This window comes from Pseudomonas syringae pv. tagetis, from assembly GCF_022557255.1.
GTDB classification, from domain to species: domain Bacteria; phylum Pseudomonadota; class Gammaproteobacteria; order Pseudomonadales; family Pseudomonadaceae; genus Aquipseudomonas; species Aquipseudomonas caricapapayae.
On record NZ_CP092923.1, the window covers coordinates 2,830,262 to 2,848,103 of the forward strand.

The 17,842-nt window shown below is 57.8% G+C and carries 20 protein-coding genes; 11 read left to right on the plus strand and 9 right to left on the minus strand.

The genetic code is table 11. The annotated features are described in order from the left end of the window. Window positions 1-146 precede the first annotated feature (146 nt). The 4 genes from MME58_RS12660 to MME58_RS12675 are packed head-to-tail and all read right to left on the minus strand — an operon-like array spanning window position 147 to window position 3,615. Window positions 147-632, minus strand: coding sequence for a flavin reductase family protein (locus MME58_RS12660; protein ID WP_054984829.1), 486 nt, complete (start codon window positions 630-632; stop codon window positions 147-149). Between the two features lie 13 nt (window positions 633-645). Continuing rightward, on the minus strand, window positions 646-2,127 hold the full coding sequence (locus tag MME58_RS12665) for an aldehyde dehydrogenase (protein WP_054984828.1): 1,482 nt from the start codon (window positions 2,125-2,127) through the stop codon (window positions 646-648). After that, complete coding sequence (locus MME58_RS12670) at window positions 2,124-2,972, minus strand: alpha/beta fold hydrolase (RefSeq protein WP_055006823.1); 849 nt, start codon at window positions 2,970-2,972, stop codon at window positions 2,124-2,126. The genes MME58_RS12665 and MME58_RS12670 overlap by 4 nt, the downstream gene beginning before the upstream one ends. Before the next feature lie 52 nt (window positions 2,973-3,024). Next, window positions 3,025-3,615, minus strand: coding sequence for an amino acid synthesis family protein (locus MME58_RS12675; RefSeq protein ID WP_054984826.1), 591 nt, complete (start codon window positions 3,613-3,615; stop codon window positions 3,025-3,027). A 270-nt stretch (window positions 3,616-3,885) separates the two neighbouring features. Between MME58_RS12675 and MME58_RS12680 the strand changes: the two genes are divergently transcribed. From MME58_RS12680 to MME58_RS12700, 5 genes are all read left to right on the plus strand, one after another. Next, a complete protein-coding gene (locus MME58_RS12680) occupies window positions 3,886-5,025 on the plus strand; it encodes a glutathione-independent formaldehyde dehydrogenase (protein ID WP_055006824.1) in 1,140 nt (379 codons plus the stop codon). Window positions 5,026-5,144: 119 nt separating this feature from the next. After that, a complete protein-coding gene (locus MME58_RS12685; RefSeq protein ID WP_054985980.1) occupies window positions 5,145-6,005 on the plus strand; it encodes an SDR family oxidoreductase in 861 nt (286 codons plus the stop codon). Between the two features lie 453 nt (window positions 6,006-6,458). Then, window positions 6,459-7,160, plus strand: coding sequence for a transglycosylase SLT domain-containing protein (locus tag MME58_RS12690; RefSeq protein WP_455710553.1), 702 nt, complete (start codon window positions 6,459-6,461; stop codon window positions 7,158-7,160). A gap of 167 nt (window positions 7,161-7,327) precedes the next feature. Beyond that, on the plus strand, window positions 7,328-7,723 hold the full coding sequence (locus MME58_RS12695; protein ID WP_054985981.1) for a low affinity iron permease family protein: 396 nt from the start codon (window positions 7,328-7,330) through the stop codon (window positions 7,721-7,723). A gap of 106 nt (window positions 7,724-7,829) precedes the next feature. Further along, window positions 7,830-9,197 carry an NAD-dependent succinate-semialdehyde dehydrogenase gene (locus MME58_RS12700; protein WP_233590993.1) on the plus strand — a complete coding sequence of 456 codons (1,368 nt, stop codon included), beginning with the start codon at window positions 7,830-7,832 and terminating at the stop codon, window positions 9,195-9,197. Between the two features lie 68 nt (window positions 9,198-9,265). Here the strand turns inward: MME58_RS12700 and pbpG are convergent, their stop codons facing one another. Next, the gene (gene pbpG / locus MME58_RS12705) at window positions 9,266-10,201 is read right to left on the minus strand and encodes a D-alanyl-D-alanine endopeptidase (RefSeq protein WP_162491471.1); all 936 of its coding nucleotides are present in this window, start codon (window positions 10,199-10,201) and stop codon (window positions 9,266-9,268) included. 267 nt (window positions 10,202-10,468) lie between these two features. Between pbpG and MME58_RS12710 the strand changes: the two genes are divergently transcribed. Beyond that, window positions 10,469-11,029: a hypothetical protein gene (locus MME58_RS12710; protein ID WP_054985983.1), complete on the plus strand. Its 561-nt coding sequence runs from the start codon at window positions 10,469-10,471 to the stop codon at window positions 11,027-11,029. 96 nt (window positions 11,030-11,125) lie between these two features. Here MME58_RS12710 and MME58_RS12715 read toward each other — a convergent pair whose 3' ends face one another. Together MME58_RS12715 and MME58_RS12720 are read right to left on the minus strand one after the other, a co-directional pair. Next, a complete protein-coding gene (locus MME58_RS12715; RefSeq protein ID WP_054985984.1) occupies window positions 11,126-11,308 on the minus strand; it encodes a hypothetical protein in 183 nt (60 codons plus the stop codon). A gap of 172 nt (window positions 11,309-11,480) precedes the next feature. Further along, window positions 11,481-11,837: a hypothetical protein gene (locus MME58_RS12720; RefSeq protein ID WP_003410180.1), complete on the minus strand. Its 357-nt coding sequence runs from the start codon at window positions 11,835-11,837 to the stop codon at window positions 11,481-11,483. Between the two features lie 221 nt (window positions 11,838-12,058). Here MME58_RS12720 and MME58_RS12725 point away from each other — a divergent pair, with 221 nt between their 5' ends. Continuing rightward, entirely contained in the window at window positions 12,059-12,874 is an 816-nt protein-coding gene (locus MME58_RS12725) for a shikimate 5-dehydrogenase (RefSeq protein ID WP_054985985.1), read from the plus strand. A 38-nt stretch (window positions 12,875-12,912) separates the two neighbouring features. On the opposite strand, the gene MME58_RS12730 is transcribed toward MME58_RS12725, so the two are convergent. Then, a complete protein-coding gene (locus tag MME58_RS12730) occupies window positions 12,913-13,575 on the minus strand; it encodes a YceH family protein (protein ID WP_055006825.1) in 663 nt (220 codons plus the stop codon). Window positions 13,576-13,729: 154 nt separating this feature from the next. Here MME58_RS12730 and MME58_RS12735 point away from each other — a divergent pair, with 154 nt between their 5' ends. Together MME58_RS12735 and MME58_RS12740 are read left to right on the plus strand one after the other, a co-directional pair. Beyond that, window positions 13,730-14,239 (plus strand): DUF1993 domain-containing protein, encoded by a 510-nt coding sequence (locus MME58_RS12735; protein ID WP_054985987.1) that lies wholly within the window; start codon window positions 13,730-13,732, stop codon window positions 14,237-14,239. Between the two features lie 300 nt (window positions 14,240-14,539). Continuing rightward, complete coding sequence (locus tag MME58_RS12740; RefSeq protein ID WP_055006826.1) at window positions 14,540-15,694, plus strand: MFS transporter; 1,155 nt, start codon at window positions 14,540-14,542, stop codon at window positions 15,692-15,694. Window positions 15,695-15,697: 3 nt separating this feature from the next. Here the strand turns inward: MME58_RS12740 and nhaR are convergent, their stop codons facing one another. Further along, window positions 15,698-16,606 carry a transcriptional activator NhaR gene (gene nhaR / locus MME58_RS12745; protein WP_055006827.1) on the minus strand — a complete coding sequence of 303 codons (909 nt, stop codon included), beginning with the start codon at window positions 16,604-16,606 and terminating at the stop codon, window positions 15,698-15,700. A 132-nt stretch (window positions 16,607-16,738) separates the two neighbouring features. Between nhaR and MME58_RS12750 the strand changes: the two genes are divergently transcribed. Next, entirely contained in the window at window positions 16,739-16,981 is a 243-nt protein-coding gene (locus MME58_RS12750; RefSeq protein ID WP_055006828.1) for a hypothetical protein, read from the plus strand. A 34-nt stretch (window positions 16,982-17,015) separates the two neighbouring features. Then, window positions 17,016-17,774 (plus strand): TerC family protein, encoded by a 759-nt coding sequence (locus MME58_RS12755; RefSeq protein ID WP_054985991.1) that lies wholly within the window; start codon window positions 17,016-17,018, stop codon window positions 17,772-17,774. Window positions 17,775-17,842 lie beyond the last annotated feature (68 nt).

Consider the following 17,842-nt stretch of genomic DNA (forward strand, 5'->3'; position numbering starts at 1 on the left):
TAAAAACGTGACTGGAAACAATGTCTCGCTCATGTCGGCAGCCCTGGAACCACGAGGCTGCTGCATGGCCCGGAGGTGTAAACCGGGATCGCGGCGGAGTTTATCATGCCGATGCCTGCAACCACCAAAACAGCCCCGCGCAGCCATCAGACGATGGCTGGCAGTGCGCCCATCTTGCCGCGGTGATACACCATCGGGGTGACCGGTATTGCAGGCAATATCAGGTTTTTCACCGCGCCGACAATGATTGCGTGATCGCCGCCGTCGTATTCGCGCCACAGCTCGCACTCAATGATGGCCGTCGCCTTACCCAGCAGCGGATTGCCCAGCTCGCTCAGGTGCCACTCGATGCCCTTGGTTTTGTCCTTGCCCTTGCTGGCGAATGCATAGGCTTCAACCTGTTGATCGGCAGACAACAGGTGAATGGCGAACTTTTTGCTGTCACGCAGCACCGGGTAAGTGTCCGATGCGTAGTTGGGGCAAAACAGCACCAGTGCCGGGTCGATGGACAGCGCACTGAACGCGCTGGCAGTGATACCGACCAGATTGCCCTGTGGGTCCAGCGTGGTGACGATGGTCACGCCCGAAGGGAATGACGCCATGACTTCTTTGTAAATACCGGGTTCGATCATCGCAGCGGCCTCGTTAACGCATGACAAATGGATCAGGCATGGGGGCCTGCGAAAGGTTGATCCACACCGTTTTCAGTTCGGTGTAGGCCAGTACAGAGTCTATCCCGCTCTCACGGCCGTAGCCGCTGTTTTTGAAACCTCCGATAGGCGCCATGGCCGATACGGCACGATAGGTATTGACCCAGACGATCCCCGAGCGAATATCGCGCGCCAATCGGTGTGCCCGGCCCAGGTCGCGGGTCCAGATTCCTGCGGCGAGTCCGAACCGGGAGTCGTTGGCAATGGCCAGCGCTTCGGCTTCATCCTTGAAACGAATCACCGATGCAACGGGACCAAACACCTCTTCCTGCATGATTTTCATCGAGTTATGGTCGCACTCGAACAGCGTAGGTTCATAGAACCAGCCGTTGTTGTCCAGCTCCGGGCGCTTGCCGCCCAGACGCAGGCGTGCACCTTCGGCCAGCGCATCAGCCACCAGACCTTCCACGACGGCCAGTTGCTGGGCCGTGGCCATCGGTCCCATTTCAGTCGTTTCATCCTGCGGATTGCCAATACGAATGCGGCTGGCGCGCTCTGCCAGTCGCTCGACGAACTCATCGTAGATTTCTTCCTGCACCAGCAGCCGCGAGCCGGAAACGCAACTTTGTCCGGAAGCGGCATAGATGCCTGCGACGGCACCATTGATGGCGCTGTCCAGATCGGCATCGGCGAAGATGATATTCGGTGATTTTCCGCCCAGTTCCAGCGACAGTCTGGCGAAATTCTCTGCGCTGCTGCGTACCACGTGGCGTGCAGTGGCCGCGCCACCGGTAAAGGCGATTTTACGCACCAGCGGATGGCGGGTCAGGGCAGCTCCAGTGGTCGGTCCGAAACCGGTGATGACGTTGACCACGCCGGGCGGTATGCCTGCTTCAAGTGCCAGACGTGCCAGCTCCAGCACCGTGGCCGAGGCGTGTTCCGACGGCTTCAGCACGATGGTGTTGCCGGCAGCCAGTGCCGGGGCCAGCTTGATGGCGGTCAGATAAAGCGGGCTGTTCCACGGAATGATCCCGGCCACCACGCCCATTGCTTCGTGCACGGTGTAGGCGAACAGGTCCGGCTTGTCGAGGGGCAGGGTGCCGCCTTCGAGCTTGTCCGCCAGCCCTGCGGTGTAATGAAAGAACTCCGGCAGGTAGCTGACCTGACCTCGGGTTTCGCGAATCAGTTTGCCGTTGTCACGGCTTTCCAACTGCGCCAGTTGCTCTTTGTTTTCAGCGATCAGGTCGCCCAACCGGCGCAGCAGCTTGCCCCGTGCGGTCGCGGTCAGGCTACGCCACGCTACGCCCTCGAACGCTTTCTGAGCAGCCTGCACGGCTCGGTCGACATCGGCTTCGTCGGCGTCGGGCAACTGAGCCCACGGCTCGGCCAGTGCCGGGTTGAGGCTGTCGAACGTCTTGCCGGACAGTGCATCGACCCATTGACCGTCGATGCACATCTGAAAGCGGGTAAGGCTCATGCAACAATCCCCTTGATCGAGTTTTGGACAGTCGCCGACTTGTCGAGACCGATTTTCTCGAAGAAATCGAGTAACACCTGATTGACCAGGCGCGGTGATTCAACCGGCATCATGTGGCGTTGATCGGGCAGTATCGCGACCTCGGCACCCTGGATGCGCATGGCCAGTTCGCGGGCCATTTCAGGAGTTGACCCAGGGTCAAGTTCGCCTGTGGCGATCAGCGTCGGTAAGCGAATATCGCCCAGATCCTCGGCGCGGTACATGTCCTGAGTGGCGAACAGTTTGTACGTGGTCAGGTAGCCTTGCGGATCGTTGCTGGCCAGATTCTGTCGAATGGCAGCGATTTGCGCCGGGTTGGCCGCCTGATATTCACGGCTGAACCAGCGCGACAGCGCCTCGCCTGCGTTGGCGTCCGGACCGTGCTCCGCGGCCTGGCTGGTACGGGCAATGACGCCTGCACGCTGTTCCGGGCTGCGATTGAACACGCTATTGAGGATCACCAGCGCCGACAGATGCTGCGGGAACTCCAGCGCAAACGCACGTGCCACCAGCCCGCCCATCGAAAAACCGATGACCGCCGCCCCGGGCAATTGCAAATGCTCCAGAAGCTCACGCAATTGTTCGGCATAGCCCTGCAGGCCAGTATCCGGATCAGGACGCGGGCTGGCACCGTGGCCGAGCATGTCATAGGCAATGACCTGATAATGCGAGGCCAGTCCGACGATCTGGCCACCCCACATTTCTTTGTTCAGGCCCACTCCGTGAATCAACACCACGGGGTGGCCTTGGCCGGTCGCCAGATAGCTGGTACCCGCCGAGGTGTGTTCAGCGGTGAGCTGAATCATGGATCGCTCCTGCACAGACATTCAGAGGAATGGATCAATGAGCCGTTATGGATTACTGAGCCTTTTCGGCGGCCAGTTCTTCCAGGTCGATGTAGCGATTGCCGATGCGCGGGTGCAAGCGTCCTCCATTGGCCGCGCCGAGGACGACGACAATTTCATCTGCGCGCGGTGAGTCCTCGATATGCATTTCCAGGGTGATGTAGTGCGAGCGCAATCCTTCATCGTCCTTGTGCATCATCGGAATCTGAATGGACGTGCCGGGGCCACCGCGTTTGTTGGTAAAACTCAGGTAGCTCTTGGCCTTTACGGCTTCACGGTAGTGATTGCCAAAGCGCAAGGTATGGATCACTGCTGACGCATGTTCGATTTCACCATCCGCACCGACGACCGCAGCCTTGCCGTAGGCCTCGATCTTGTCCGCTCCGCCAATCGCATCAGTAAGACGCTTGACCATCAGCTCGCCGAGTTCGGAGCAATTGGCGCGAATTTCCGGCTTCAGGTCTTCGACAAACCCGCGGCCCGACCAGGGGTTTTTGATGACTGCCGCCAGCCCGGTCATGGTGACTGGTTTGTCAGTAGCCTTTGCGCCTTCGATGAAGGTTTCTTCGGTGTACGTAACGATCTTGCGAATTTCAAAGCTCATGAACGACTCCTGAGGCGAGCACTATTGTATTTCGTATGATGGTATACCATAAGATTGTGCATGCAAATGCTTTATTTACGGCTCGAGGAGGGCCGTGAAACGGCTGATCGGGCTTGAATCGTCAGGTCTGCATCGCTCTGCGCAGCGTCTGGTGATGACCACTCGTCAGGTACGAGGGCAATCGCTTTGAACATGACTGTTCTCGTTGTGACAGACATTCGGTGAGTCATGAAAAGCTCCACCGAATTTTCACTTCAGGAGAGTCCCAATATGAAAGCCATCGTCTATAGCGGTCCGCGTGACGTCAGCGTCAAAAACGTGCCGGATGCGAAAATAGAGAAGCCGACAGACGCTCTTGTCAGAGTGACCTCCACAAACATCTGTGGCTCGGACTTGCACATGTACGAAGGTCGTACGTCGTTCGAGACCGGGCGTATTTTCGGCCACGAGAATCTGGGCCAGGTCATTGAGGTCGGCGCGGGTGTCGACCGTATCAAGGTTGGCGACTGGGTGTGCCTGCCGTTCAACATTGGATGCGGCTTTTGCGAAAATTGTGAAAAGGGCCTGACCGGTTATTGCCTGACCGCCAACCCCGGCAGTGCCGGGGCGGCCTATGGGTTTGCCGACATGGGCGACCACGAAGGCGGACAGGCCGAGCTGTTGCGCGTGCCTTATGCCGATTTCAACTGCCTGCTGTTGCCGGAAGACGCCGCCGAGCGCGAAGACGACTACGTCATGCTCTCGGATATCTTTCCTACCGGTTGGCATGCCACCGAGCTGGCGGGTCTGCTGCCGGGCGAAAGCGTAGCCATTTATGGCGCTGGCCCGGTTGGCCTTATGGCTGCGCACTCGGCAATGATCAAGGGGGCGTCGCAGGTTTTCGTGGTCGATAATCACCCGGACCGTCTGGCGCTCGCGGCGAAAATGGGCGCGACGCCGATCAACTCGCTGGAGCAGGGCGCAGTGGATCAGATCCTCAATCTGACCAATGGCAAAGGCACCGACCGCGGTTGCGAATGCGTGGGCTATCAGTGCTGTGACCGTCATGGTCATGAGGCCAATCACGTGACCATGAACAACCTTGTAGCCTCGACCAAGGCGACTGGCGGAATCGGTGTCGTCGGCGTGTTCGTGCCGCAGGATCCAGGGGCCCATAACGACTTGGCGAAAGAAGGCAAGATGGCCTTCGACTTCGGCTCGTTCTGGTTCAAGGGCCAGCAGATCCGCACCGGTCAGGCCAACGTCAAGGCTTACAACCGCCGCCTCGCCGAACTGATTCACCACGACCGCGCCAAACCATCGCAGATTATTTCCCACCGTCTGAAGCTTGAAGAAGGTCCTGCGGCCTATCAGCACTTCGACGCACGCGATGACGGCTGGACCAAAGTGGTGCTCAAGCCGGGTGCCTGATCGCTGCCTGTGATCAATCCCCCTGTCGCGTCCGGCCGAGTCCGGCGACAGGGGGCGCTATGTGTGTTGAACCAGTTTTTATTGATTTCGCTTTTATTGAGTCAGGGAGATTTATTCAGATGAACGAAGAATACCCAACGCCGCCGTTTGCCAGTCAGCCGCAAGAGGTTCCGGGCTTGCAGGGCAGAATGGACCCGTATCCTGATTGCGGTGAAAAAAGCTACAAGGGTTCCGGGCGTCTACAGGGCAAGATTGCGCTGATTACCGGTGCTGACAGCGGTATCGGTCGTGCCGTCGCCATAGCGTTTGCACGCGAGGGCGCCCAAGTTGCAATCTCGTATCTGGATGAGCATGAGGACGCCGAAGAAACCCGGCGCTGGGTCGAGGAGGCTGGAAGAAAATGCCTTCTCCTGCCCGGTGATCTGGCGCAGAAGCAGCAATGCGAAGACATTGTAAGCAAGACCGTTGCAGAGTTCGGCCGCATCGATGTGCTGGTCAATAACGCGGCATTCCAGATGACCCATGAAACCCTGGACGAAATCTCCGATGAGGAATGGGTCAAGACTTTCGATATCAACATCACTGCGATGTTTCGTATCTGCAAGGCTGCGGTGCCGCATATGCCAAAGGGCGGTTCGATCATCAACACCAGTTCGGTGAATTCGGATATGCCCAAGCCGACGCTGTTGGCCTACGCGACCACCAAAGGCGCAATCGCCAACTTCACCGGTGGCCTGGCGCAGTTGCTGGGCGAGAAGGGCATCCGCGTGAACAGCGTGGCCCCAGGCCCGATCTGGACGCCACTGATCCCCGCGACCATGACCGACGAAGACGTGAAAAGCTTCGGCAGCGAGACGCCGCTGGGTCGCCCAGGGCAGCCGGTAGAAGTGTCGCCGATCTATGTGCTGCTGGCCTCGGACGAAGCCAGCTACATCTCCGGTTCGCGTTATGCGGTGACGGGCGGCAAGCCGATTCTGTAGTTGCAACGAAAGTCAGCGCAGTTGAAACGGTGCCCGAGCAGGCACCGTTTTTTATCCAGTATCAGAAAGTTCGCAATTACGTGGGAACCGAGTCGCTCATTGAATCACCCAGTTGTGTCTGTTTTATCCCGATTATGCCTCTATCGCGCCAAGGCACATGCCAGGAGGTATTGATCTGTCGCATGAGTGAGGTAATTGGCTATGACTATGGGTATTACGCCTGTTGGTAACTCAAACTCCGTACCCCTCGACTTTTCGTCGTTGAGCGCAAAGAGTGGCGAATATAACGGGCTGGGCAGTGGAGGCAACTCGACTATCGATCCGAGCACATTGTTATTTGCCAATCAGGGGCAGACGCAGGTCAATTTTGCTCCGCCCAATAGCACGGACTCTTCGTCCAGCGATGTGAACGCAGCGTCAGGCACCAGTGCGTCCGGGTTGGTTGAGCAAATTATGAGCCTGTTGCAACAATTGATGCAGATGCTTGCGCAAAACAAGAATGTTTCCAGCAACCCTCAGAATGATCCGTCACCCCAAGGCGGCGGTGCTGGAAACAGCGTTGCAGGCAGCGGCACTGGCGACGATGGGGCAGGTATAGGGAGTGGCGAGGGTGGTTTGGGTGGCGAGGGCAGTACGTCGAACGCCAGCGCGCTTGATGGCGTACCCCCGGATACTTCACTCCGTGGTAGCGGTGGGCTGCATTTGCCCCAGCAGCTTGAGCAATATCGAGGCGATATCATGGACGCTGCCAACGCCACCGGTATGCCGCCCAGTGTGATTGCCGGGCAGATATGGGCAGAGTCGCGTGGTCAGTTGAATGCAGCCACCACTAACGTCAACGGCAAGGCCGATGCGGGCCTGATGCAGGTCAACGCTGATACGTTCAAATCATTGCAGCAACAAAACCCCGGGTTACTGGGTAATGATGTCAATGACTCGCACACCAACATCATGGCGGGCTCGCTGTACCTGCGTGACCAGAACAAGGCGTTCGGCGACATCGGCGCAGCGCTGCGCGCGTATAACTCCGGGCCTGACAAGGTCAATAAAGCCGATCTCAGCGACACAGGAGGCGTGGGTGGCAGCAGTTACCCTGCTGATGTGTTGAATTTCGCGAAAATTATCGAAAGTGGGCAAGGCAATTTGCCTTCCTGATACGTCGTGTAAACAGCTCGCGCAAAGCGGGCTGCCGCTTCTATGGGGCGATGGGCAAGCGCGATTGATCAAACAAAGCTGTCGATAACCTGAACGGCTGACTGACAGCAGGACATTTCAAGGCCTGCAGGTGTCCATTCAAGTCTCCCGTGTTTAGGCAGCCGTTGATGAAGTTTTCCAGATTTTCGCAGTCCCTTTCGAAATGGGCCGGCAGCCCGGCCACATTTGCATCAGCCGTTGTGCTGATCTGCCTCTGGGCAGTCACCGGTCCGTGGTTTCACTATAACGATACCTGGCAGTTGATCATCAATACCTCGACTACCATCATTACGTTCCTTATGGTGTTTCTGATCCAGAACACGCAGAACCGCGACAATGATGTCCTGCACCTGAAGGTGGACGAGTTGTTGCGTGTGACCAAGGATGCGCAGAATTCGCTGTTGAACCTTGACGATCTCACTCAGAAAGACCTCAGGGCCTTGCGCAAGAAATACGAGGCCATCGGCGGCGAGCATGATGTTCATGCTCCTTTACCAATGGCGGGTGCCGATCAGCGCATCTGACCTGTCGCCATTCCGTTCAACTATCTATCTATGGAGATTTTTCATGTATCCAGACGTACAGCTTTAGTTTGATGGCCAATGGCGCGCGAGCCGTGATGGCCGTTCCATTCCGGTGATCGACCCTGCTACCGGCCAGTCGCTGGGCAACGTGGCGCATGCGGGTATTGCCGATCTGGACGAGGCGCTAAAGGCAGCCGAGCGTGGCTTTGCCACTTGGCGAGCGACCTCAGCGTATGACCGTTACAAACTGATGCAGAAAGCTGCCAACCTGGTCCGTGAGCGGGCCGACAGCATTGCCCGCATCATGACTCAGGAACAAGGCAAGCCATTGGCCGAAGCGCGCATGGAAACCCTGTCTGCTGCTGATGTCATCGACTGGCTGGCTGAAGAGGGACGTCGCAGTTATGGCCGTATCGTGCCGTCGCGCGGGGTTTCCATAGAGCAAAAGGTCATCAAGGAGCCTGTTGGCCCGGTCGCTGCGTTTACGCCTTGGAACTTCCCGATCAATCAGGTGGTGCGTAAGCTCTCATCGGCGCTGGCAGCCGGTTGCTCGATCATCCTCAAGGCCCCGGAAGAAACGCCAGGGTCACCTGCCGAATTGATTCGGGCCTTTGCCGATGCAGGTGTTCCTGCGGGCGTCATTGGGTTGGTTTACGGCGACCCGGCGGAGATTTCCGGTTATCTGATCCCGCATCCGGTCATTCGCAAAGTAACCTTCACCGGCTCTACGCCAGTCGGCAAGCAGCTCGCTGCGTTGGCCGGCAAGCACATGAAGCGCGCGACCATGGAGTTGGGCGGGCACGCGCCAGCACTGGTGTTCGACGATGCCGACATCGACCTCGCAGCTCGCGTGCTGGCGACCGCCAAGTTCCGTAACGCCGGGCAAGTCTGCGTATCGCCAACGCGGATTCTGGTTCAGCGCAAGGTGCTGGACGCGTTCACCGAGAAGTTCGTGGGCCTGACGCACGAAATCAAGGTTGGCAACGGTCTGGAAGCGGGCACGACCATGGGGCCGGTGGCCAACGATCGGCGCATTCCTGCGCTGGTGGATTTGATCGAGGACGCCGTGCGCGGTGGTGCGACGCTGTCCGCCGGGGGCAAGGCTGTCGAGGGGCCTGGTTATTTCTTCCAGCCAACCGTCTTGAGTGGCCTCAAACCGCAAATGCGCATCATGAACGAGGAGCCGTTCGGGCCCGTCGCCCTGCTGGTGCCGTTCGACACGGTTGAAGAGGCAATTGCCGAATCGAACCGCGTGCCGTTCGGATTGGCTTCCTATGCGTTCACGACCTCAATGAAGACGGCTCAGGCACTGAGTACGCATATCGAAGCAGGCATGCTGTCGATCAATCATCAGGGCATCGGTTTGCCGGAGGTTCCGTTTGGCGGGATCAAGGATTCCGGCTACGGCTCCGAGGGCGGCACCGAGGCCATCGAGGCTTACCTGAATACCAAACTGGTCACTCAATACAGCTGAGTGCGGTTCGGGTAAATAAAAACGGTCGCGATGTGCAAGCATCGCGACCGTTTTTTTGCGCCTGCCCATCAGTCCTTGGCTTGAATACCGGTCTGTCTCATGACCAGATTCTTTTCTTTCTTGTATTGCAGTGCAACTTCAGGAGCCGGGCCGCTTTGACCGGTTTCCATCCATTTGCGTATCCGGCTGGCGTCGGCGAAATGGGTGTACTTGCCGAACGCATCCAGAATCACCACGGAAACCGGACGGTTGGCCATGCTGGTCAGCAGCACCAGGCAGTGGCCGGCCTGGTTGGTAAAGCCGGTTTTGGTCAGCTTGATATCCCAGTTGTCCTTGCGCACCAGATGGTCGGTGTTGCTGAAGCCGAGGGTGTAGGTCGGCTTGCGAAACGTTACCGTCTTCTGCTCGGTGGTGCTCAATTCACTGAGCATCGGGTATTTGCGCGCGGCCATAACCAGCTTGGTGAGGTCACGTGCGGTCGATACGTTGTACACCGACAGCCCGGTAGGTTCGACATAGGCCGTATGTTTCATGCCCAGCGCCTTGGCTTTGGCGTTCATTGCCAGGATGAACGCCGGATAGCCACCGGGATAGCTATGCGCCAGGCTCGCGGCAGCACGGTTTTCCGAGGACATCAGGGTGATCAGCAACATGTCCCGGCGGTTCATTTCGCTGCCGAGCTTGACCCGTGAGAAAACGCCTTTCATTTCCGGCGTCTGAGAAATATTGACCGGAATGACTTCATCCATCGATTGCCTGGCGTCTAGGACAACCATTGCGGTCATCAACTTGGTGACCGAGGCTATCGGCACAATCACGTCCGGGTTGCTGGAGTACAGCACCTTGTCGGTCTGCAGGTCGATAACCATTGCGCTGCCTGAGGCAAGGTGCAGGTTGGAAGGATCACGATTCAGAACAGCGGATTCGTTTGCCAGCGTAGTAGTGGAAAGCGCCGGGCCGGTAAGTACAAATAATAGGCCCAGAAGAGACAGACGAATTTTCAAGAGCAAGGCTCACTCGATAAAGGGTGGTAATGGAAGGGATCGCGTCAAAACGCTGCATTTTATGAGCAGACTTTGTGGTCTGTCGATGGGGGCGCAGGACGATTGATCAATAAATGCAGGAATCGGGATTTCGTTAAGTTGCTGTTAAGTGGCTTTTTGATACTGAATCTGCCTAAAACCGGAGCACCATTGAATAGTCGTGGTGTGAAAGGTCCGCACCGATTAGCATTCCATGCCATTCAGGTCAGCGATTCAGGGAGTCACGCAATGCTCAAGGGGTTTGTCAGCAAGGATTATGCGGTGCTGGTGATTGTCGCTTCACTGGTTGTCATTTTGCTGCTCGGTGTCGGCTTTACATCACGTCCCAGTGACTGGGCAGGCTGGATGCAGGCAATCGGCCTGATCGTCGGGTTGATGGCCGCTGTGGCCGTACCGGCCATTCAACGCAGGCAGGAGGCGGAACAGGCCCGCAAGCAGCTGCGCGACCGCGAAGTTGGCTATGCTCGGCGAATGCAGTATCTGTGTGGCGAACTGAGTGAGTTGCAGGGGCGTATCAGTCTCAACCTGCCGCATTTGCGTGCCAGTGACCGGCACAGTCTGAAATACACCTTGCAGGACTATCTGCATCGTCTCTTCGAGTCTCATAAACAAGACCTGAACGATGATCGCGTGGTGCTTGCTCACGAGTTGCGTCAGGTCGCCAATGACCTGATCGATGAACTGGACAGCGGTCGTACTGATCGTGTGGTGTTCATGGCACTGGAAAAGCGCCTGCAGAAGCTTGCGCATCGCTGTCAGGTCAATGCCGCTATGGCAGAGCGCAGCTGAGGCGGATCGCCTGCTTTCCCGAGCTCAAAAAAACCCGCCTTCAAAGAGGCGGGCAAGGGGGATGTGCGGAGCAACGCACGAGGTTCGCAGGGAAAATCAACTGTTGAGGGGCTGGCACTGCATCTGCCGTGACAAGGCTTGCGCCACAGGCAAAGACGCTAGAGGGCCGCTGACCGGCTCGCCATCCTGAATCAGGTACCAGCAGGCCAGCAGGCCTCGCTCTCTGAGCGGCGCTGGAACCGCACTACCGACGACGGACATGATGTGTACCTTGGTCATAACTGCCTCCTCAATCCATGCCGCTACTGTAGAGGCCGATCGGGCACGGTAGAAATCGACAGTCTCAATAGTGGTCATTGACAACAGCGAGGGTCGGGCAGATTGCATTGGCAGGCGATAGTGTGAGCAAACCCATGAAAAACCCGCCTGGAGAGGCGGGTTTTTTGTACTGTTACCAGCGGCCGCGTGGCGGACCGTAGTAGTAGCCAGGGCCGGGTGGTGGCCCGTAACGATGGTAATAGCCTGGCGGTGGAGGCGGTGGGTAGCGCTCGACAACCTGATAAACCGGGGCCGGCTGGTAATAGACCGGTGGTGGCGCATAGTAGACCGGTTGTTGTTGCACATACACCGGCTCGCGCTCGACGTACACCGTTCTGTCGCGACCTGAAGACACCGCCGCCCCGACAACGGCAGCGCCTACGATAGCACCTACCACGGCAGGGCCACCCCAGCCACGGTCAGCATTCGCCTGGCCAGCAAGGGCCAGGGCACCTACAAACAAGGCGATCTTGGGGATTTGACGAATCATGACTGTTCCTCGCTCTCAACCCGTTGTCGCGCGCCTGCATCACTCTCAAGCACTGCCACGGGATAACACTATGACATCGAAATTGTAAGAATCTGCGAAAGTGCTGAGTAAATTTTATGTAAGGTGCGCTGGCAACGGCGTTGCACCTGTACTCGCATTCGATGCGGCGTAGCATACGCTTTTACTGAAGAGTCAAGCCATTACCGTCCGGAGGAAATTAAATGCCTGTCACCGCCAACAGAGACACGCAGCTGTGTATGTCTATGGCTGCACGTCCTGGAAACTTCGGTGTGCGTTTTCATAACCATCTTTTTCAGCAGTTGGGCCTCAACTTTTATTACAAGACATTCTCGCCTAATGATCTTGGCGCTGCTGTCGCGGGTATACGTTCCCTGGGCATACGTGGCAGCGCGGTTTCGATGCCGTTCAAGGAGGCCTGCATTGAACTGGTCGACGAGCTTGACGCTTCAGCCGCCGCTATCCAGTCGATCAATACCATCGTCAATACCCATGGACATCTGAAGGCGTTCAATACCGATTACATTGCCGTAGCCCAGTTGATGGAGAGTCACGCCGTCCCGCGCAGCGCATTTGCCTTGCGCGGAAGCGGTGGCATGGCCAAGGCGGTTGCGTTTGCGCTGCGCGATGCAGGCTTCACCGATGGGCTGATCGTCGCTCGCAACGAACAGACAGGCCGGCGTCTGGCCGACGCGTGCGGTTTTCGCTGGCAGGCGACACTGGGCAGCGCACGACCCCCCTTGCTGGTCAATGTCACGCCGCTAGGCATGCAAGGTGCGCAAGCTGACGAACTGGCGTTTGACCTGCAGGCCATCGGTGCGGCCGAGACGATTTTCGACGTGGTGGCTACCCCGGCCGAAACGCCCCTGATCCAGGCTGCGCGACGGCTGGGCAAGCGTCTGGTGAGTGGTGATGAGGTTGCAGCCATTCAGGCGCTGGAGCAATTTGTGCTCTATACCGGCGTTCGCCCGACTGATGAGCAGTATCAACAGGCTGCGGCGTTCGCCAGAGCCGGCTAATTACCGCACGGCCGGGCGGGGAGGGACGAATTTCCGCACTACTCCAGTCTGGCCAGGCGTTCTTCAAGGGCCGCAACGCGCGCCTCCAGTTCATCGAGACGCTGATTGGCAGCCGGAGTTGCCGAGTGACGTTCCGTTGTCTGCTGGCGCGCTGCAAGAAGCGCCTGCAGTTCTTCGCGATCGCCCAGCAGGTGCATGTAGCGATCTTCCCGCTGACCGGACTGGCGCGGCACGAGCATCGCCAGGCCTCGGGCGATAAGGCGCTCCAACTGGTGGATGACCTGTTCGCTGTCCTCGAAATCGTGCATGCGCTGGCTGCGAGTCAGCAATTCGCTGACGGTCTGCGGTCCGCGCAGCAGCAAAAGGCCGGTCAGTATTACCTGCGCAGGGACCAGTTCGAGGCTTTTGTCAGCCCTGTGCTCCCAGCGATCGGCGCGACTGCCCATCACCAGACGTGTCAGACCACGGCCCTCGAGCGCGCGCAGGCTCTGGCCGACTTGGCCCTGAGTCAGGTTCATGACCGGATCGCGGCTGGTTTTCTGATTGCAGGCTATCACCAGTGCATTGAGAGTCAGCGGGTAGGTTTCCGGATGGCTCGCCTGTTTTTCGATCAGGCAGCCCAGAACGCGTGCCTCAGAACTGTTGAGTTGTAGCGCTTCGGCTGTCGGGGACGATTCGGAGGAGGACGATTCGATGGACATGACGCTTCCCTGAGTGATGGCGGTGGATCAGCGTAGGGCGTGGCGGTCATTATTGCCAGTCTCAGTTGCACTCATCTGCATCGGCGCTGAAAAGTGTCACGGTGATTGACGTCAGGTGGGTCTATAATTGCGCCTTTCTCAATCAGGATATGACATGTCTATTTCCCTGTACGCCGCTTCCATTCCTGTCTTTCAGCAGATGCTCAATGCGCTGAGTGACGTCCTGACCAAGGCTGAAGCCTACGCGACCGAGAAGAAAATCCAGCCGCCAGCGCTGCTGCAGGCGCGTCTGTTCCCGGACATGCTGCCATTTACCCGGCAGGTGCAGATTGCCGTCGATTTTGCCAAGGGTGCCTCGGCCCGCCTGGCAGGCGTCGAGATTCCACAGTACGAAGACACCGAAACCACCTTTGCCGAGTTGCAGGCACTGCTTGCCAAAACCCTGGCGTTCATCGGTAGCATCACGCCCGAGCAGGTCGACGGCAAGGAAGGCATCGAAATCGTCCTGCGCCCCGGCACTGAAAAGGAAAAGCGCCTGAACGGTCAGGCTTATTTGCTCAGCTACGCCTTGCCGCAGTTCTTCTTCCATGTCACCACCGCTTACGACCTGCTGCGCCATAACGGCGTTGAAATCGGCAAACGTGACTTCATGGGCAAGTTCTAAACAGTGCGGGGCTCAAGCCTCGCTAGTGTTCTTGTCTCTCGGCGTTATGCACAAGTCCACTGACTATCGTGCCAATGCTTGCATTGGCATCTAGTGGGTAACGCAGAGCGTCACGAAATGCATTACCACGCGGAGCGTGGGAACGAGAATTGTCGGGGTGTCAGCCCTGTTTTTCGGGCTCTGCCTCACGAAATGCATGCCAGTGCGCGGCATTGGCATGACAGTCATCTTCAAGCCGCTTTAACCCCCTCCCAGAGGCCGCGCTGTTGCAGCGGTCTGTATCGTTGTTCTGGAGTGTTCATGTTGTTGCCCATACTTCTGCTGTCAGCCGCCGGGTTTACCGTGCTGACCACAGAATTCGTCATTGTCGGTCTTCTGCCTGCCGTTGCCCGCGATCTGCATGTCACGGTCTCGCAGGCAGGGCTGCTGGTCACGCTATTCGCGTTCAACGTTGCGGCTTTTGGTCCTTTTCTAACCGCCTATTTTTCACGCTTCGAGCGCAAGCGTCTGTTTATCAGCATCCTGGTGCTGTTCGGCTTTTCAAATGCCCTCGCAGCGCTGGCACCCAATATTGCCGTGATGGGCCTGGCACGGCTGATCCCCGCCCTGGGGCTGCCGGTGTTCTGGGCGCTGGCCAGCGAAACCGCTGTGGACATCGTCGGGCCGGAGTTTGCCGGCCGGGCGATTGCCAGAATCGGTTTCGGGATCGTTTGTGCCACCGTGTTCGGCATACCCATAGGCACCCTGATTTCCGATGCCTTTGGCTGGCGCACTGCGTTTCTGGCGCTGGCCGGCCTGGCGTTTGCCAAGGCACTGCTGCTGGCGGTCTACCTGCCACGGACTGTCGCGAAGCAAAACCCGGTGTCGATTCTCAAACAATTCGGTATTTTGCGCAGCCGGATGATGCAGGGGCATGTACTGCTGTCGGTGCTGGTATTCAGCGGCATGTTCACTGCTTATACCTATCTGGCAGACATGCTGGAGCGTCTCGCCGGTTTCGACGGCAGTCTGGTCGGCTGGTGCCTGATGGGGTTCGGCGCGGTCGGGCTGCTGGGCAACTCGCTGGGCGGACGTATGGTTGACCGCCATCCCTTGATTGCCAGCCTGGTGTTCTGCGTGTTTATGGTTGTCGGCATGGTCGCGGTGGTGCCCAGCATCCACTCGGTATTTGCCTTGCCATTCGCGTTGGCCCTGTGGGGGATCACCCAGGCAGCCCTGTTTTTGGTCAGTCATGTCCGATTGATCAAGGCTGCGCCGCAAGCGCCCGCGTTCGCGGCTTCGCTGAACATTGCAGGAGCGAACCTTGGCATCGGGATCGGAGCCGTTATTGGCGGCAGGGTCATCGATCATCTGGGCCTGGGTAACGTCGGTTTTGCCGCCGCCGGCATTATCGTGCTTGCAATTGTGCTGGCGCTGCTGTTGATGAGGCGTGATCCTGGTCCGCTCGCGGCCTGAGCATCAACTCTGGCCTGCATCGGTAAACAGCTGGTTTCGGGCACTTTCGGCGATGGCGACAACGCCTGGGTGCCTGACCTTGCGCTCCACGGTAATGGCGTAGAACGATTCGGTTACCGCGTCGGTGTGGCCGATCACCTGCACGCCGTACTGGCTCTGCACCTCATCGGCAATCACGCTGGGCGCGACGAAGACCCCGCTGCCGGATTTGCCAAATGCCTTCATCAGCGCGCTGTCATCGAACTCGCCAATGATACGCGGCTGGATTTTCTGTTCGGCAAACCAGCGCATCAACCTGCCTCGAACAACCGTTTCCTGACCCGGAATCAGCAGAGGTGCCGCGTGCATGCACTGCGGAAAGCCGGTCCCGATACGTTCTGCCATTTCGCGGGTCGCAAAAAAACTGACCCCGCATTCTCCCAGTTTCTGGCTGTAGCCCTTGATATCCAGATGCGGTGGCATCGGGCTGTCCGAAATCACCAGGTCCAGGCGCTGGATTGCAAGGTCTGCCAGCAGCCTTTCCAGCTTGTCTTCCCGGCAAGTGATGCGAATAGGCTCATCCAGGCCCATGGTCGGGGCGATCAGCCGATACACAATTGACTTGGGTACGACGTCCGCCACACCAATGCGCAACAGCAATTGTTGTTCATCCGGTTGAGAGCGCAGCAGGTTTTCGAGGTCATTGCCCAACTGGAACATCTGTTCGGCGTAGGGCAGGGCCAGACGACCCGCTTCGGTCATTTCCAGTTGCCGTCCTGCGCGCCGAAACAGATCGACACCCAGCGATGCCTCGAGCAGGCTGATCTGACCGCTGACAGTCTGTGCGGTCAGGTTCAGCTGCTCGCACGCGCGCACGATGCTCCCGGTTTTGGCCACGACCCAGAAGTAATGAAGTTGACGATAATTGAGCATGGTCACTGCCGATTCGTTAAAACCGAAGTATAAGCATTATAAAATCGAATTTTCCTTATGTTTCAAGATGTCTAGAATTCGCTTCCAACGCCGGGCTGAACATGTCGCCCGGCCTTGCTCACCGAGGAAGCCATGACTAAAACCTTTTACGCCGCATTGTTGAGCTGTTCGCTACTGGTGCTGGCAGGATGCGATCAGATAGAGTCTTCTACCAAACAGCTGGTCAATGCTGCCGCTGACACTGCCAGACAGGCCATCGACGAGACCCACCAGGCCGCCACCAAGGCGCTTGATGAGGCCAGGCAGGAACTTTCGGTGCAAGAGCCACCACCAAGCTCGGCTGAAACTGAAAACACGTCCGATAAAGAAATCTAACTGACAACTATTGGCTCAGGCAGGGCAGTGATCTATGGAATACCTATTGGAACTCGTAACAAGTCCGGCAGCCTGGATCGCGCTGGCGACACTGGTCGTGATGGAAGTCGTATTGGGCATCGATAACCTGATCTTCATCTCGATCATTACCAACAAGCTCCCTGAACATCAACGCGAGAAGGCGCGCAAACTGGGTATCGGTATGGCCTTGGTAATGCGCTTGGGCTTGCTCAGTACCGTGGCGTACATCGTGCAACTGACAGAGCCGGTATTCGAGGTATTCGGCCAGGCGTTTTCATGGAAGGACATGATCCTGATCGCCGGTGGCCTGTTCCTGGTCTGGAAAGCGACGACGGAAATTCATCACAGCATGGACGTCAAGACCGAGGAAGAGAAAGCTTTGGGGTCGGTCGTGGCCTTGAGCATGAGCGCGGCTATCGTACAGATCCTGATGCTGGACCTGGTGTTCTCCATCGACAGTATCATCACTGCCGTGGGCATGACCGAACACTTGCCGATCATGGTCATCGCTGTCATCACTGCCGTCGTCGTGATGCTTGTCGCGGCCAACCCGCTGGCGAAGTTCATCAACGACAATCCGACGGTGGTCATGCTGGCTCTTGGCTTCCTGATCATGATCGGTATGACGCTGATCGCTGAAGGCTTTGGCGCACATGTACCCAAGGGCTATATCTACGCGGCAATGACGTTCTCAGCGGCTATTGAGGGCCTGAACATGCTGGTACGCAGGGCAAGACGTAAGAAAGCCGCTGCTCAGGTGTCTTCGCACTGATTGCTGGCGAAGGTGTAAAAAAGGTCGGCCCCGGTAACAGGGTCGACTTTTTGCATTCAAGGAGCTGA